Below are 15,526 nucleotides of genomic sequence, written 5' to 3' on the forward strand. Positions count from 1 at the left end.
TGTCTTTTATTCAAGAAATTGAGGACATTCTGGGAGGAACCATGTCCGAACAACGTATTGCAGCCGATTTCATCGCTGAGCACAATTCCGGCTTTGAGAATGTACAAAAGCGCGACTATCAGGCTCTTGGCGAACAGCTTGCCCGCCGCGGCATCGAAATTGAAAAAATCACTGAAAAAGTTGCCAAATATTTTGTCGCTGTACCCTCTTGGGGGACAGGAACGGGCGGCACACGCTTTGGCCGTTTTCCCGGTCGCGGTGAGCCGCGCGGGATTTTCGACAAACTTGACGACTGCTCGGTCATCAACGAACTTTCACGCGCAACGCCGAATGTTTCGCTGCATATTCCGTGGGATAAGGCTGACCCGAAAAAACTGAAAGCCCATGCGGAAGCACTCGGCCTTGGTTTTGACGCGATGAACTCCAACACGTTCTCGGATTCGGCTGATCAGCAGCATTCCTATAAATATGGTTCGCTTACCCATGTCGATCCGGCCGTGCGTGCTCAGGCTGTTGAACATAATATTGAGTGTATCGAGATCGGAAATGCGATTGGTTCCAAAGCTTTGACCGTCTGGCTTGGCGATGGTTCAAACTTCCCGGGTCAGCAGAATTTCACCCGCGCATTCGAGCGTTATCTGCATTCGATGGGTGAAATCTATAAGGCTCTTCCCGATGACTGGCGGCTGTTCTCTGAACATAAAATGTATGAGCCAGCCTTCTATTCTACAGTCGTTCAGGATTGGGGCACAAATTACCTTATAGCCTCGACCCTTGGTCCAAAGGCGCAATGTCTGGTTGATCTTGGCCACCATGCACCAAACACAAATATTGAAATGATCGTGGCGCGGTTGATCCAGTTCGGAAAGCTCGGTGGCTTCCATTTCAACGACAGCAAATATGGCGACGACGATCTTGATGCGGGATCGATTGATCCATACCGCCTGTTCCTTGTTTTCAACGAGCTAGTCGATGCAGATTATCGCGGTGTAAAGGATTTCTATCCTGAACACATGATCGATCAGTCGCATAATGTGACCGACCCGATTGAAAGCTTGATTTCATCTGCCAATGAAATCCGCCGTGCTTATGCGCAGGCGTTGTTGGTGGATCGGGAAGCGCTGGAAACTTATCAGCAGGAAAACGATGCCCTGATGGCATCCGATACGCTGAAACGCGCTTATCGGACCGATGTCGAGCCAATTCTGGCCGAAGCGCGTCGTCGTACCGGCGGAGCAATCGAGCCGATTGCGGCTTATCGCGCCAGCGGCTATCGCGAGAAGGTTGCGAAAGAACGCCCTGAAAGCAAAAGCGACGGCGGTGCGTTCAACTAGAGCGCGTTTGATCAGAATATTCGTTTTAACGCGCATCGCAGAAAAGATGCGCGTTCCAAATGAATGCAGAAAGTTAAAGACAAACTGCATTCATTTGAAGTTATTTAGCTTTTCTGAATGTAAGATTATAGCGATTTCGACCAAGTTGCGGATGTCTTCCATCCTTCAACGGCAGAATGCCATGATAGAAGAGTCGGGATGGTCCACCCCAAACGACCACATCGCCGTGGTGCAGCACGAATTTGCGTACTGGATCACTGCGCTGCAATCCGCCGAATTGAAATGTCGCGGGCAGCCCCAGTGACACCGAGACAATCGGATTTTTGAAATCCTTCTCGTCCTTATCCTGATGCAAAGACATTTTTGCGCCGGGTTCATACCGATTGATGAGACAGGCATCCGGTACGAAATCAGCATAACCGGCTTCGTCCGCAGCACTCTCTGCAAGATCACGAAATGCCCCCGGCATTGAAGGCCACGGCTTTTCCGTTTCAGGATCAACGGCGCTGTAACGATAGCCCTTCCGGTCCGTCACCCAGCCAAAAGACCCGCAATTGGTCATAGCGACTGACATGCGAAATCCGCCTGGCGTCGTCATGTTCCGAAAAGATGCATCATTCTCAACGTCTTGCATGGCGTTGAGAATTTCTGCTTCGTTGGCGAGCGCAAATCCCCGTAAAAGAACGGCGCCGTCGGCAAGCTTTTCTCGAGTTTCAAGCTGGGAAAACAGATCAATCATAACGCCATTCTAACACAAAGCGGCCCAAGAACGTCCCGAAAAATATTTTCATATTATCGCCTCTCTTGACAGAGTCGGAGACTCGTAACATATAAAGTTACATGAAAAAAGATAGCAAACTTTCGGGCGTCCTCCACGTCCTCCTTCACATGGCTGAGTATAAAAAGCCCGTGACCTCCGAAGTCCTCGCAAAAGCGATGGGCACCAATCCCGTTGTCGTGCGTCGCGTCATGAGTGGGCTGCGTGAGCAGGGCTATGTGCGCTCCGAAAAAGGTCATGGCGGCGGATGGGAGATCGCTTGCGATCTTAGCAAAGTCACGCTGCATGACATTTACAACGCCATCGGCAAACCGTCGCTGCTTGCGATGAGCAATCGCACAGAAATGCCGGGTTGCCTCGTCGAGCAAACCGTCAACGCATCGCTCAACAAGGCGTTCAGCGATGCAGAAGAGCTTCTATTGAAACGTTTTGGCGAAGTGACACTCGCCATGTTGAGCGCGGATTTTCATCAGCGCGCGATTGAACGCGGCGCAACATTCGACTTGGAGGCAGCCCATGACGCATCATGATGTGATTATTATCGGTGGCAGCTTTGCCGGACTTTCGGCGGCAACCTATGTGGCACGCGGCAGGCGTTCGGTTCGCGTGATCGATACAGGCAAGCCACGCAACCGCTTTGCCGAACACTCACATGGTTTCTTCGCTCAGGATGGAAGCAGTCCGGCAGCGATGCTCGGAACGGCAAAAGAGCAGGTTAAGGCCTATCCGACTGTAAGCGTAACCGAGGAGAAAGCTGTAAACGGAACCGGGCATATTGATGATTTTTCGATTGAACTTAATACAGGCGAAGTCGTCAGCGGGCGCAGACTGATCTTTGCCTTCGGCATTTCTGACGTTTTGCCAGATTTACCGGGGTTGGCTGAACGCTGGGGCAAATCGGTTATTCATTGCCCTTATTGCCATGGCTACGAGTTCAGCGGCAAAAGACTCGGCGTGTTGAACCTTTCGCCGATGTCGTCTCATCAAGCCATGCTTATCTCCGAATGGGGACCGACCACATTCTATCTGAATGGCGGTGAAGAGCCTGATGCTGCAACTTTGGCAGAACTCGAAAAGCGTGGCGTCACGATTGAAGCAAAACCAGTCGCAGGCATAAGAGGTGAGGGAACATCCATCTCCGAGATCGAACTTGCTGACGGTCGCCTGTTGCAAGTTGACGCATTATTCATTGGACCATCCAACCGCCTGAACAGCCCGCTTGCTGAGCAACTCGGCTGCACATTGGAAGACATGCCGCTTGGAAAAGCCATCAAAACTGATGAGATGAAAGCGACAAGCATTCAGGGTATCTATGCCGCCGGCGACATTTCAAGGGGCGCACATAGTGTTGCATGGTCCGTTGCAGATGGAGTTTCCGCTGGCGTTTCCGCCCATCGGTCTTTGGTATTTTAGATTTATATCGCTTTATAAGAAAACGGGGCCAAAGCCCCGTTTTTATTTAATTTAGTCGTTTGTACCAAACCGCTCTTCGCTCAGCGCCGCGGCCATGAGCGCCTTCGTATAATCCTCATAGGGGTTATCGAAAACCTGTTCTGTATCACCTTGTTCGACAATCTTTCCGTTCTTCATAACAATCACATAGTCGGACACGGCACGTACCACCGCCATGTCGTGACTGATGAAAAGATAGGAAAGCCCGTGTTCCTTCTGCAGATCACGCAAGAGCGTAACGATCTGCTTCTGCACAGAACGATCCAGCGCACTGGTCGGCTCATCAAGCACGATCACCTTTGGTTTCAGGATCATCGTACGTGCGATGGCGATACGCTGGCGCTGGCCACCTGAGAACTCGTGCGGGTAGCGATTACGCATCGCCGGGTCCATGCCGACTTCACGAAGCGCTTCCTGTGCACGGCGATCCCGTTCCTTTGCCGAAAGGTTCGGCTCATGAATAAACAGACCTTCGGTAATGATCCGGCCGACGGTCATACGCGGGCTAAGCGATCCGAATGGATCCTGAAAAACCAGCTGAAGCTCACGGCGCTTGGGTCGCATATCTTGAGGATTAGTGGGTAACTCCTTACCCAAATAAGCGATCCGACCTTCCGATGCGAGAAGTCGCAGAATGGCACGGCCAAGTGTCGATTTGCCTGAACCGGATTCACCAACAATCCCGATGGTCTGACCTTCCTTCAAGGTCAGAGAGACATCATTTACCGCCGTCATGTAGGTGGCAGCACCAAGCCAGGGCTTATTGATAAGGAAGTTCACCTTCACATTATCAGCACGGATAAGGACCGGCGCTTCTGCGGGTGGTGACAGCTTTTCGCCTTCCGGCTCTGCATCAAGCAGCATCTTCGTATAGGGATGCTCTGGCTCGGTAAAAAGCTTTTCGGTCTCGTTGGTTTCCACCACTTCACCTGAACGCATCACATAGACACGGTCGGCAAAGCGACGCACAATACCAAGGTCATGGGTAATGAACACAACCGCCATCCCCAGCCGCTGCTGAAGATCAGCCAGCAGGTCGAGAATTTGCGCCTGAATGGTGACATCGAGTGCGGTTGTCGGCTCATCGGCAATGAGAATATCCGGCTCATTAGCCAGCGCCATGGCAATCATCACGCGCTGACGCTGCCCACCTGAAAGCTCGTAAGGGTAGCTATCAATACGGCGTTCCGGTTCAGGAATACCGACCAGCTTCAGCAATTCCAGAATACGTGGCCGCGCCTGCTTCTTGCTCAATCCGCGGTGATAGCGCAGAGGTTCAGCCAGCTGATCGCCAATCCGATAAAGTGGATCAAGTGACGTCATCGGCTCCTGAAAGATCATGGTGATCTTAGCACCACGGATTTTGTTCAGCGCCTTATCGGACATGCCGATAAGATCCTGACCGCGATACAGCGCCTGTCCAGTCGCTTTACCGTTTTGTGCCAGTAATCCCATCATCGCCATGGTGGTCTGGCTTTTGCCAGAACCGGATTCACCAACGATTGCGATTGTTTCACCAGCTTTGACATCGAGATTGATGCCGCGCACAGCATCAACCGGACCGTCATGCGTGTCGAAAGTGACGCGAAGATCGCGAACGCTCAGAATGTTTTCTTTTGTCATCTCAGCGATCCTTCGGGTCAAGACTGTCGCGCAGGCCGTCGCCAAGGAAGTTCAGCGCAAACAGGATGATGGTGAGGGTAGCGGCAGGCCAGATCAATTGCCAGCTTGCGCCGCGCATGTTCTGAGCGCCTTCCGAGATGAGAAGGCCGAGCGAGGTGAGGGGATCCTGCACGCCCAGACCGAGGAATGAAAGAAGGCTTTCAAGCAGAATGGCCTTTGGCACCAGAAGCGTCACAAAGACAATAACCGGCCCCAAAGCATTCGGGATAATATGGCGGGTGATGACGCCGCGACGGGTTGCGCCGAGCGCTTCTGCCGCCTGCACAAATTCCTGCCGTTTGAGGCTCAATGTTTGTCCACGCACGATGCGCGCCATATCCAGCCATTCGGTTGCACCAATGGCAATGAAGATGATGAAGATCGACCTCCCGAAGAAGACGAGCATCAATATGACGAAGAAGATGAAGGGCAGGGAATAGAGAATATCGACAAGCCGCATCATGATGTTGTCGGCACGGCCACCGAGATAACCCGAAATAGCGCCATAACCAACGCCAAGTACCAAAGCCATGGCTGAAGCCAGCAAGCCGATCGCCAATGACATGCGCACACCGATGAAGATGCGGGTCATGAGATCGCGGCCAAGATTATCTGTACCGAGCACAAAATAGTTGCGCGCGACATTCAATGTCAGCTTACCACTCAAACCATCAGCAGCAAGTTCGATCTTCGGATTACTGAACAGGTCCGAGCGCTGGAAGTAGCGAAGAACACGCTCATCGGTAGGGCGTTGCGCTGTAAAATCGACAACAACATCGTTGCCTGTTAATTCGGGTTCATTGGTCGGCTGAAGTCTTGCACGAGCCAGTTCGCGCTCTAGTCCCGGCATGATCGTGTCAGCGCGCGGATAGGCTTCCAGACTTGGAGCCACGCGGACAAACTGCGGATAGATCTTGTCATAGGGATGCGGGCTAAGCATCGGCCCGAAGATACCGACAAGTGCAAGCACGATCAGCACGATAGCACTTGTGACAGCGGCCTTGTTCTTGCGCAGGCGGAGCCATGCATCCTGCCAGAGCGAACGGCTCTGCACTGAACCAAGCTTTTCCGTTTCAACGGCTGCAGTAAAATCAGTCATAGCGCACCCTCGGATCAAGCCATGCATAAAGAAGGTCGACGATGAGATTGAACACCACGACGAAAACGGAAATGACAACAACGGTTCCCATCACCATCGTATAATCGCGGCTCAACGCGCCTTGCACGAAGTAACGGCCAATGCCGGGGATACCGAAGATGGTTTCAACCACAACCGAGCCAGTAAGGAGGGCAGCAGCTGTCGGCCCCAGATAGGAAACAGCTGGCAACATGGCTGCACGCAAAGCATGAACGCCAACGACCACGCGCGCGGGCAGGCCGTAAGCGCGAGCAGTCCGAACGTGATTGGCACGCAAGGCTTCAATAGTTGCGCCGCGCACGAGGCGCGCAATAACGCCAACCTGCGGCAGCGCCAAAGTCAGCACTGGCAATATCCAATAAAGGATATTAGCTGAGGACCAGCCACCCGCCGGCACCCATCCGAGGATGACGCCGAAAAGAAGGCTCAGAAGAGGGGCAACAACAAAATTCGGTGTTGTAATGCCAAAAGTGGCGAGCGCTACAACGAAATAATCAATCGGAGAATTCTGTTTCAGTGCCGCGATTGTACCGAGAAAAGTTCCGATAATCGCAGCCAGACTAAGGGCCAGCGCACCAAGCATGATCGAAACCGGAAGGCCGGAAGCGAACAAGTCATTGACGGTGAAGTCGCGGCGCGTGAAGCTTGGGCCAAGATCACCGCGCAACAGATTGCCCAGATAAATCAGATACTGCTGCCAAAGCGGCGCATCCATATTGTAGGCTTTCTTGAGGTTTTCGAGGATCAGCGGATCAATCGGGCGCTCAAGGTCGAAAGGACCACCCGGCGCAAGCCGGATAAGGAAGAAAGTCAGTGTGACGATGATAAAGATAGTTGGTATTGCACTACCCAATCGTCGGAGCGTGTAGCCCAGCATTTTTATTTCCCTTCTTTGCCGGAACGCTCAAAAAGCGACCCGGCAAATCCCACTAAGGGCGTTCCTGTTTTTGTTTAGCCTTTTATCGACAGCCAGTGTGTGGCGTGCGAATTCATCAGGTTGTCGTCGTAGCCTTTGACTTTGTCGGCAACCAATGCGGTAGATGAATAGTAGAGCAGAGGAATAGCAGCCCCATCTTGAAGCAAAATCTTCTCTGCATTGGTGAGGATTTTCGCCCGTTCACCCAAATCTGCTGTGATGGCTGATTTCATCATCAGCGCGTCATAGTCCTTGTTCGACCATTGCGCGTAGTTGAAGTAGCTGTCGCTCGTGAAGAGTGACAGAAACGAGTTCGGATCATTGTAATCCCCAACCCAGCCATCGCGTGCGATATCGAACATGCCTTTTTGCTCAAGATAATTGAAATAGGTCGTGCCATCGACTTCGTCGAGCGTGGCATTGATACCAATATCCTTGAGCATGTCGGCAATCGCCGCCATCGTGTTCTTGTGATTTTCCGACGTGCTATACCTCAGCACGATCGATAGACTACCAGGTGTGATACCGGCATCTGCCAGCAGCTTTTTTGCCTTGTCTTCGCGATCAAGAATGTCTTCTTTGGCGTAGCTTAGCTGTGGTCCGTCTTTGACGTAATTATTGATGCCGGGAGGCACCATCGAGCTGGCAGGGAGCATTGTACCGCGCCAGACTTCCTGTGCCAGAAAATCACGATCAATCGTCATTCCAATCGCTTGTCTGACACGAGGGTCGCGCAACTTGCTGGAAGGCTCACCTTTGATATCGATGTAATAAATGCCCAGCAGCGGCGCCTGATGAAACCATTTACCGAGGTTCTGTTTCACATAGTCCATCTGTTCAGCGGCAACATCAGAGCAGATATCAACTTCTTTCGCCTCAAACCGGCGCATACAGCTGGAACGGTCCTGAAACGGTATCCAGTTCACCTGATCAATCTGAACATGCTCCGCATCCCAATAATAGGGATTTTTCTTCATAACGATCTTGTCGTTCGGATTGAAACTGACAAGCTCATAAGCACCATTGCTGACCATATGGCCTGGCTGGCTAAACTTTGACCCGAATTCCTTTACGGCTTTCGGATTGACCGGAAATCCGGTGTTATGGGTCAATAATTCAATGAAATATGGAGTAGGGGCGTTGAGCGTGATCTGGAGGGTTTTGTCGTCCAGTGCCTTCACGCCAAGCTGATCAACGGACATATGGCCAGTCGCGATCTGCTCGGAGTTTTTGATTGAATAAAAGACACTGGCATAACCCGCAGCCGTCTTAGGGTCCATCAGGCGGCGAAATGAAAACTCGAAATCGCCTGCGGTTACTGGATCGCCATTCGACCATTTGGCATTGTCGCGCATGTGAAAAGTATAGGTGAGGCCATCGGGCGAAATTTCCCATGATGTCGCCGCACCGGGAACTGCTCTGCCGTGGCTATCCTGCGCGACCAGTCCCTCATAAAGATCTTTTAAAACGCGGTCTTCCTGAACTGTAGTGGTGAGCTGCTGATCCAGCGTTGAAGGATCCATATCATTGCCACGGTTAAGCACAATTGCAGCAGACGCGGCGCTACCAAGCGAAATCAGGCAAACGCCTGCCAATAAAATTTCGCGAACCATCGTGAAACTCCCATAAGTCTTAAAAAATATCTGTCCCATGAAAAGAGGGACCCTCCGACCCTCCCAGGTCGAAAGAAAAAGGGGCCGCGCCCAAAGGCGCAGCCCGAACTGAAAATTTATTGTTTGAACGATAGCCAGCGGGTTTTGTGGCTGTCCATAAGATTGTCGTTCCAGCCATCGATCTTGTCAGACACAAGAGCGCGCGAGGAATAATAAAGGATAGGAATATTGCTCATATCATCGAGCTTGAGCTGCTCGGCTTCAGCCAGAACCTTGGCGCGGGCATCCAGATCAAGGATCTTCGCTGCTTCAGCCATCTTCGCATCATATTCCGGGTTTTTAACCTTGGAATAATTGAAGCTGACATCACTCTGGGCAATGTAGAGGAAGTTCTGCGGATCGTTGTAATCGCCGATCCAGCCAGCGCGTGCGATATCGAACGGACCGTCTTCACGCAGGAAGTTGAAGTAGGTAGCGCCTTCGGTTTCGTTGAGCGTTGCGTTCACACCGATATTGCCAAGCTGATCAGCAATTGCTGCCATCGTGTTCTTGTTGTTTTCAGATGTGTTGTAGAGCAGCTCAATCGAAAGCGTGTTTGGCTCAACGCCTGCTTCCTTCAACAGCTCTTTGGCCTTGTCTTCACGATCCAGCATGTCATCGGAATAGTCGAGTTTAGGCGCATCCTTGACGTAGTGGTTGATACCTGGAGGAACCAGCGAATAACCTGGGAGCATGGTGCCCTGCCAGACCTGATCGGCAATGAAATCACGGTCGATCGCCATAGACAGAGCCTGACGAACACGCGGATCTTTCAACTTGCTGTCAGCAGTCTTGCCTTTGACCGGCAGATAATAAACACCGAGATAAGGTGCCATACGGAATTCGTTGGCGAGGTTCTTCTTCACATAATCCATCTGTTCGGCTGGAACGTCAGAGCAAATCTGAACTTCCTTGGCCTCGAAACGGCGCATACAGCTGGCGCGGTCTTCGAATGGAATCCAGTTGATAGTATCGATCTTGACCTGATCGGCTTCATAGTAATTAGGATTCTTCTTCATGACGATCTTGTCGTTCGGCGTGAAACTGACCAGTTCGTAAGCGCCGTTCGTCACCATTTTCCCAGGTGTCGTGAACTTATCGCCATTTTCTTCAACGCTCTTCTTATGTAGCGGGAAGCCGGTCTGGTGAGTCAGAAGTTCAAGGAAATAAGGAGCAGGGGAGTTAAGCGTTACCTTAAGCGTGTGATCGTCTACAGCTTCAACACCCAGCTCATCGACAGGCTTTTTACCACCAGCAACGTCTTCCGCGTTCTTGATGACAAACAACATGCTCGCATAGCCAGCTGCCGTTTTCGGGTCCATCAGACGGTGAAAAGCAAAGCTGAAATCACCAGCAGTTACCGGATCGCCATTCGACCATTTCGCATCATCACGAAGATGGAACGTGTAGACCAAACCGTCTTCCGAAATATCCCATGACTTCGCCACACCTGGTACGGCTTCACCATTTGCGTTCTGGATGGTCAAGCCATCATACAAATCGCGAAGGACGTTGCCTTCAGACACGGTGGACGTGCGATGATGATCGAGCGTTGCCGGATCAGTGTCATTGCCGCGATTAAGAACGACCTCAGCCGATGCCGCTCCCATAAGCGCCACAAGACAAACACCTGTCATTAAAGTTTTACGAAACACGATGAACCCCTCCTAGGTAATTTTTGAAATGGCGTGCATCTTATGGATAAGATTTTTTCTTGCAAGTGAAGTTCTCAACATACTGAATTAGTTATCATATTGACTACGATGAAGCTAATTTAGAAGGCAAAAAACTGGTACGCAGTGCCGATTTTAAAGCGCTTTTGAATGCTCTCTCAGAGGATGAAAAATCAAGAAAACTCCATATTTTGCGGCACTTTTATAATCTGCTGCCAGCATTTTTATGCAGGCTACGACATCCGATTCGCTTAAATTTTCACCAGAGTTTTCGAGTTGTGGAAAACACGCAAAGGAAAGCCATTTGAACTGGGTTTGAGTGACCATCACGGCATCATACTGGGGCGGCCGGAAATGTTTCACCGCAACAAGATGCTGGCTTTTCATTCTAGTTCGTTCCATAATATAAGTTATGCAATTCACTTTGCGCTCCGGGGTGGGTTCTAGTTTGAAGTGCGACTTGCAAATGATAACAATGAGTTATCCAATGCAAGGAACCCGTCATGGACCGTACCTATTCGCATATTGATCTGGATGAACGTCGCAGAATAGCCCGCTGGCGCACTGCAAAGCTCTCCGTTGACGTTATTGCTGAGAAGCTTGGAAGGCACCGTTCGACGATTTTTCGTGAACTCAAACGCAATCAGTTTAACGATGATGAGATCAAGGATTTAAGAGGCTATTACTGTACGATTGCTGACCAGAAATGCCGTGAGCGTCGCTCGAAGCAACGCAAGTTGATCCGGTATGATCAACTCCGGCAGTCCGTGATCGATCACATCAACGATGGATGGTCGCCGCAACAGATTGCCGGGAGAATGCGGTTGGAACGCCATCCAATCTCTGTCAGTCATGAAACGATTTATCAGTTTGTATATTCCGCTGATGGTCGCAAAGAAGAGCTTTGGAAATATCTGCCCGAACGCCGTGCCAAACGGCGTCCACGTCATGCCCGGCGTCATCATGGGCGTCGATTTCCGCCTGAACTCAGCATCTTGCACCGGCCGGACATGGTTGCCAGGCGCAAGCAGTTCGGACACTGGGAATGCGACCTCATCCAGTTTCGCAAGAGGTTCGGCAAAGCCAATGTGACGTCTCTGGTCGAGCGGGTAAGCCGCTTTACCGTGTTGCTACGCAACAATGATCGTCAGTCACGGCCGGTGATGGATGGCGTGATTAGGGTTCTCCAACCCCTGCCCCAAACGGCCCGCCGATCAATCACCTTTGATCGTGGTACTGAGTTTACAGAGTGGTCCTATCTACAGAATGGGATAGGGTCTCAAACATGGTTCTGTGATCCGCAGTCACCCTGGCAGAAAGGCACTGTTGAGAACACCAACAGACGCACAAGACGCTGGCTTCCCCGAGACCTTGATCCGCTCACCCTCAGTGATCGAGACCTCGCATTCATCTGTCATCGCCTCAACAATACACCGCGCAAATGTCTGGGGTACAAAACACCAGCAGAAGTCTTCCGACAAAAACTCATCGCAAACAGACATCGTTATGCGTAAGCTCAAACGTCAAAAGTCGCGCTTCAGCCTGACCTCACACGGGTACATTCGATTTTAAACTGCAACATGCCAATGAATTCATTTGGTTAGCCATGGAGGAAATTGGATGTCAAATTGCTACTCGCAGATCACTTTGCGTGATGGGAGCTAAAAGCTGGTTTTGTACCCAAACTCACCATGGCAGAAAGGCGCGATTGAGAACATCAACCAGCGCATACGACGGTATTTACCCAGCAACACGGATCTGACCCAGGTCAGCCAGACGCAGTTGACCGCCCTCGCCCACAATCTCAATGCAACGCCGCGCAAGTGTTTTGGATTTAAGACACCAGCCGAGGTCTTTGCTACACTTTTGCAGGAAGTAGCATAATCAGATGTCCTCACCACCGGCATGATGCAATTGGAGTAGCTTTTCGAGGGACCATTAAAATATGACTAGCTATCTCTTGTTTTGACTTAGACTCTTAGCTAAAAGCCATCCCATTAATTCAGGCTGAGCTATTTCATTAGGCTCAAACTCAGGACGTCTTCCGTGCTCTCCATCAAGTCAATCTTTGTCGCCTCAGGTTTTGCTGCTGCCCTTGCTTGTCAGATCAATCCAACTTTTGCGGCACCAACCAACTACCCGTTAACGCTTGAAAACTGTGGAGCTAAGGTGACATTTGCCAAAGCACCAGAACGCGCTATCGGGCTTGGTCAGAACAGCGCGGAAATTCTGTTACTGCTCGGACTTGAGAACAAAATGGCCGGAACAGCTTTTTGGCCAAGCAAGGTACTGCCAGAGCTCGAAACGGCAAATGCAAAAGTGAAACTCCTCACTGTTGAGTTTCCCACATTTGAATCAATTCTCGCTGAAAACCCCGACTTTGTCGCCGCAGCATTACCGACCCTCGTTGGACCAAGCAGTAAGGTCGCCAAGCGAGAAGATTTCGATAAAGTCGGTGTCCCTACTTATCTTTCCCCAAGCACTTGCCTAAGCACAGCGCAAGTTAAAGATGAGTATGGCAGCCGCGACAAACTTTGGAATATGGACCTACTCTACAAAGAGATCGATGAACTATCGCAGATTTTTGACGTCGCAGATCGTGGACAAGCACTCATTGCCGATTTTAAAGCGCGTGAATCAAAACTCCGTTCGAGTGTTACGACAAGCGATAAGAAGCTCTCATATGTTTTTTGGTTCTCTAGCCAGTCACCATCGGCAGATGCTTATCTTGGCGGCGGAAACGGCGCTTCAAGTTTCATTGCTGACGTACTTGGCGGTGAAAATGCTATCAAGGCAGAGGCTGAATGGCCGACGCTTGGCTGGGAAAGCATTATTGCTGCAAATCCCGACGTTATCGTCGTTGCCAATCTTGATCGCAACCGTTGGGAGCTCGACAAGCCTGAAGCCAAGATTCAGTTCTTAAACAGCGATCCAGCTGCCAGCCAAATGCCTGCCGTCAAAAATAAAGCCATTGTGGTTATGGACGGACAGGCGATGAACCCGACGATCCGAACGATTTATGGTGCGGAACAAGTTGCTGAGCAGTTGAAAGCGCTCGGTATTTTCAAGTGAAAATGACTGGTCATGCGTTGAGGCATTTCGGCAGTCTCTGCTTTCTGCTGCTGGCATCAATTCTAGCGATAGGATTTGTTGTCTGCATCAGTGTTGGGATCGGTGATTTGCCGATCCCGCTTTCAACGACTTATTGGGCGATTACAAATCGACTTGGATGGACGGCAGTTGAATTAAACCGCATCCATGAAACGGTTATTTGGGACTATCGTTTGAGCCGTGCTTTAGTTGCTGCTTTTTGTGGCGCAGGATTGGCTCTTTGCGGTGCGATCATGCAATCCTTGTTACGCAACCCATTGGCTGAACCCTACGTTCTGGGCATATCGGCAGGCGCATCGACTGGCGCAGTCGCCGTTGTCATTATAGGCATTGGAGCAGGAGCAGTTTCACTTTCCGCCGGTGCATTTGTCGGGGCATTTTCAGCTTTTCTGTTTGTCGCCTTACTATCAAACGGAACCCGTGGCGGTGCAGATCGCACAATCCTGGCAGGTGTTGCAGCGTCACAATTATTTAATGCGGCAACAGCCTATATCGTCACCACGTCGGGTAATGCTCAGCAAGCACGCGATGTCATGTTCTGGCTTTTAGGTAGCTTTGGTGGCGTCCGTTGGCCGGAGTTTACTCTGGTTTCAATTATCGTCGGGCTGGGTCTGATCGCCTGTTTGTTATACGCGCGCGTATTGGATGCATTTGCATTTGGTGATGAGGCTGCTTCGTCATTGGGTGTCAATGTCGGACGCGCGCGTATTGCGCTCTTTGCTTTAACGGCAGTTATGACCGCAACGATCGTCAGCATGGTCGGTTCTATAGGCTTTGTAGGGCTTGTCGTTCCACATGCAGCGCGATTTATTGTCGGCCCACTTCATATCAAACTACTACCTGCCTGTGCGATTATAGGTGCCATATTTATGGTTTTGGCGGATATTGCTTCCAGAGCGCTTATACCTCAGCAGGTATTGCCTATTGGCGTTGTTACTGCCCTGGTGGGTGTACCGTTTTTTTCGATCATTCTCTATCGGTTTCAGCGCGCATCATGACAATTAAGGTCGATAATCTTACTTGGAAGATAGGAAAGAAGACCATTTTAGATGGGGTTTCTTTTCAAGCGAAGCAGGGGAAAATGCTTGGGCTTTTAGGGCCAAACGGATCTGGCAAAACATCGCTGTTGCGCCTGATTGCTGGTTTAAAACAGCCCAATTCTGGCAAGATTTTCCTTGATGAGAAAGATATCAGCAAGATAGCGAGGCGTACAATCGCACAACGCGTTGCATTTGTAGAACAGCACGCCACGACAAATGCCAATCTCAAAGTAAATGATGTCGTGAAGCTGGGGCGCTTCCCCCATCGGTCGATGTTTTCTGGTTGGAACATCTCCGACGAAGCGGCTGTTGACGAGGCAATCGAACGTACAGGAATGACAGCGAAGCGTCATGAGCGTTGGCAAAGTCTTTCAGGTGGCGAGAAGCAGCGCGCACATATTGCTCGAGCGTTGGCCCAAGCACCAAAGGAACTCATTCTGGATGAGCCAACAAATCATCTTGATATTCAACACCAGATGGGACTTTTACGACTGATCTCTGGCTTATCCATGACAAGCATTATCGCGCTGCATGACCTTAATCACGCATCCATGTTTTGTGATGAGCTTATCATTATGCAAAGTGGCGCAATCGTTGCTTCAGGCACACCACAAAATGTCATCACGCAACAGCTTCTTAAAGACGTATTCTCCGTAGACGCTCGGATCGAACACTCGCCCTACAGCAATCGTCCCCATATTCATTATCTACGATAAACAATATTCGGGATGCCCGCAGAGTTGCGTATGCAGGCACCCCGAAATGTAGAA

Annotated in this window: 14 protein-coding genes; 7 read left to right on the top strand and 7 right to left on the bottom strand. The window is 50.7% G+C overall.

What is annotated here, in order from left to right; all coding sequences use genetic code 11:
* Positions 1-41 precede the first annotated feature (41 nt).
* Entirely contained in the window at positions 42-1,334 is a 1,293-nt protein-coding gene (gene rhaI / locus RI570_RS16045) for an L-rhamnose catabolism isomerase (RefSeq protein ID WP_313829596.1), read from the top strand.
* A 100-nt stretch (positions 1,335-1,434) separates the two neighbouring features.
* Here the strand turns inward: rhaI and alkB are convergent, their stop codons facing one another.
* Positions 1,435-2,073, bottom strand: coding sequence for a DNA oxidative demethylase AlkB (gene alkB / locus RI570_RS16050; RefSeq protein WP_313829598.1), 639 nt, complete (start codon positions 2,071-2,073; stop codon positions 1,435-1,437).
* Positions 2,074-2,174: 101 nt separating this feature from the next.
* Between alkB and RI570_RS16055 the strand changes: the two genes are divergently transcribed.
* Both RI570_RS16055 and RI570_RS16060 read left to right on the top strand, forming a co-directional pair.
* Entirely contained in the window at positions 2,175-2,642 is a 468-nt protein-coding gene (locus RI570_RS16055) for an Rrf2 family transcriptional regulator (protein ID WP_313829600.1), read from the top strand.
* A complete protein-coding gene (locus RI570_RS16060; protein WP_313829602.1) occupies positions 2,629-3,525 on the top strand; it encodes an NAD(P)/FAD-dependent oxidoreductase in 897 nt (298 codons plus the stop codon). The genes RI570_RS16055 and RI570_RS16060 overlap by 14 nt, the downstream gene beginning before the upstream one ends.
* Positions 3,526-3,576: 51 nt before the next feature.
* Here RI570_RS16060 and RI570_RS16065 read toward each other — a convergent pair whose 3' ends face one another.
* From RI570_RS16065 to RI570_RS16090, 6 genes are all read right to left on the bottom strand, one after another.
* Positions 3,577-5,187, bottom strand: coding sequence for an ABC transporter ATP-binding protein (locus RI570_RS16065; protein WP_313829603.1), 1,611 nt, complete (start codon positions 5,185-5,187; stop codon positions 3,577-3,579).
* A 1-nt stretch (position 5,188) separates the two neighbouring features.
* Complete coding sequence (locus RI570_RS16070) at positions 5,189-6,325, bottom strand: ABC transporter permease subunit (protein ID WP_313829604.1); 1,137 nt, start codon at positions 6,323-6,325, stop codon at positions 5,189-5,191.
* Positions 6,318-7,241, bottom strand: coding sequence for an ABC transporter permease (locus tag RI570_RS16075; protein WP_007879123.1), 924 nt, complete (start codon positions 7,239-7,241; stop codon positions 6,318-6,320). Before RI570_RS16075 ends, RI570_RS16070 begins: the two co-directional genes overlap by 8 nt.
* Before the next feature lie 74 nt (positions 7,242-7,315).
* Entirely contained in the window at positions 7,316-8,893 is a 1,578-nt protein-coding gene (locus RI570_RS16080) for a peptide ABC transporter substrate-binding protein (RefSeq protein WP_313829606.1), read from the bottom strand.
* Positions 8,894-9,009: 116 nt separating this feature from the next.
* Positions 9,010-10,587 (bottom strand): peptide ABC transporter substrate-binding protein, encoded by a 1,578-nt coding sequence (locus RI570_RS16085; RefSeq protein ID WP_313829608.1) that lies wholly within the window; start codon positions 10,585-10,587, stop codon positions 9,010-9,012.
* A 153-nt stretch (positions 10,588-10,740) separates the two neighbouring features.
* Positions 10,741-10,992: a hypothetical protein gene (locus RI570_RS16090; RefSeq protein WP_313829610.1), complete on the bottom strand. Its 252-nt coding sequence runs from the start codon at positions 10,990-10,992 to the stop codon at positions 10,741-10,743.
* Positions 10,993-11,108: 116 nt separating this feature from the next.
* Here RI570_RS16090 and RI570_RS16095 point away from each other — a divergent pair, with 116 nt between their 5' ends.
* From RI570_RS16095 to RI570_RS16110, 4 genes are all read left to right on the top strand, one after another.
* A complete protein-coding gene (locus tag RI570_RS16095; RefSeq protein WP_313829611.1) occupies positions 11,109-12,119 on the top strand; it encodes an IS30 family transposase in 1,011 nt (336 codons plus the stop codon).
* Between the two features lie 532 nt (positions 12,120-12,651).
* The gene (locus tag RI570_RS16100) at positions 12,652-13,677 is read left to right on the top strand and encodes an ABC transporter substrate-binding protein (protein ID WP_409558687.1); all 1,026 of its coding nucleotides are present in this window, start codon (positions 12,652-12,654) and stop codon (positions 13,675-13,677) included.
* Between the two features lie 2 nt (positions 13,678-13,679).
* Positions 13,680-14,714, top strand: a complete 1,035-nt coding sequence (locus tag RI570_RS16105) for a FecCD family ABC transporter permease (RefSeq protein ID WP_313830073.1) — start codon at positions 13,680-13,682, stop codon at positions 14,712-14,714.
* A complete protein-coding gene (locus RI570_RS16110) occupies positions 14,711-15,472 on the top strand; it encodes an ABC transporter ATP-binding protein (protein WP_313829613.1) in 762 nt (253 codons plus the stop codon). The genes RI570_RS16105 and RI570_RS16110 overlap by 4 nt, the downstream gene beginning before the upstream one ends.
* Positions 15,473-15,526: the final 54 nt, after the last annotated feature.

It is taken from the genome of Brucella pseudogrignonensis, from assembly GCF_032190615.1.
Classification (GTDB): Bacteria; Pseudomonadota; Alphaproteobacteria; order Rhizobiales; family Rhizobiaceae; genus Brucella; species Brucella pseudogrignonensis_B.

Excerpts from the sequence above, each read along its gene's own strand:
- RI570_RS16060 (WP_313829602.1), top strand. The coding sequence starts at position 2,629 with ATGACGCATCATGATGTGATTATTATCGGTGGCAGCTTTGCCGGACTT.
- RI570_RS16095 (WP_313829611.1), top strand. The coding sequence starts at position 11,109 with ATGGACCGTACCTATTCGCATATTGATCTGGATGAACGTCGCAGAATA.
- RI570_RS16070 (WP_313829604.1), bottom strand. The coding sequence starts at position 6,325 with ATGACTGATTTTACTGCAGCCGTTGAAACGGAAAAGCTTGGTTCAGTG.
- RI570_RS16065 (WP_313829603.1), bottom strand. The coding sequence starts at position 5,187 with ATGACAAAAGAAAACATTCTGAGCGTTCGCGATCTTCGCGTCACTTTC.
- RI570_RS16080 (WP_313829606.1), bottom strand. The coding sequence starts at position 8,893 with ATGGTTCGCGAAATTTTATTGGCAGGCGTTTGCCTGATTTCGCTTGGT.
- rhaI (WP_313829596.1), top strand. The coding sequence starts at position 42 with ATGTCCGAACAACGTATTGCAGCCGATTTCATCGCTGAGCACAATTCC.
- RI570_RS16105 (WP_313830073.1), top strand. The coding sequence starts at position 13,680 with ATGACTGGTCATGCGTTGAGGCATTTCGGCAGTCTCTGCTTTCTGCTG.
- alkB (WP_313829598.1), bottom strand. The coding sequence starts at position 2,073 with ATGATTGATCTGTTTTCCCAGCTTGAAACTCGAGAAAAGCTTGCCGAC.
- RI570_RS16090 (WP_313829610.1), bottom strand. The coding sequence starts at position 10,992 with ATGAAAAGCCAGCATCTTGTTGCGGTGAAACATTTCCGGCCGCCCCAG.
- RI570_RS16075 (WP_007879123.1), bottom strand. The coding sequence starts at position 7,241 with ATGCTGGGCTACACGCTCCGACGATTGGGTAGTGCAATACCAACTATC.
- RI570_RS16055 (WP_313829600.1), top strand. The coding sequence starts at position 2,175 with ATGAAAAAAGATAGCAAACTTTCGGGCGTCCTCCACGTCCTCCTTCAC.
- RI570_RS16110 (WP_313829613.1), top strand. The coding sequence starts at position 14,711 with ATGACAATTAAGGTCGATAATCTTACTTGGAAGATAGGAAAGAAGACC.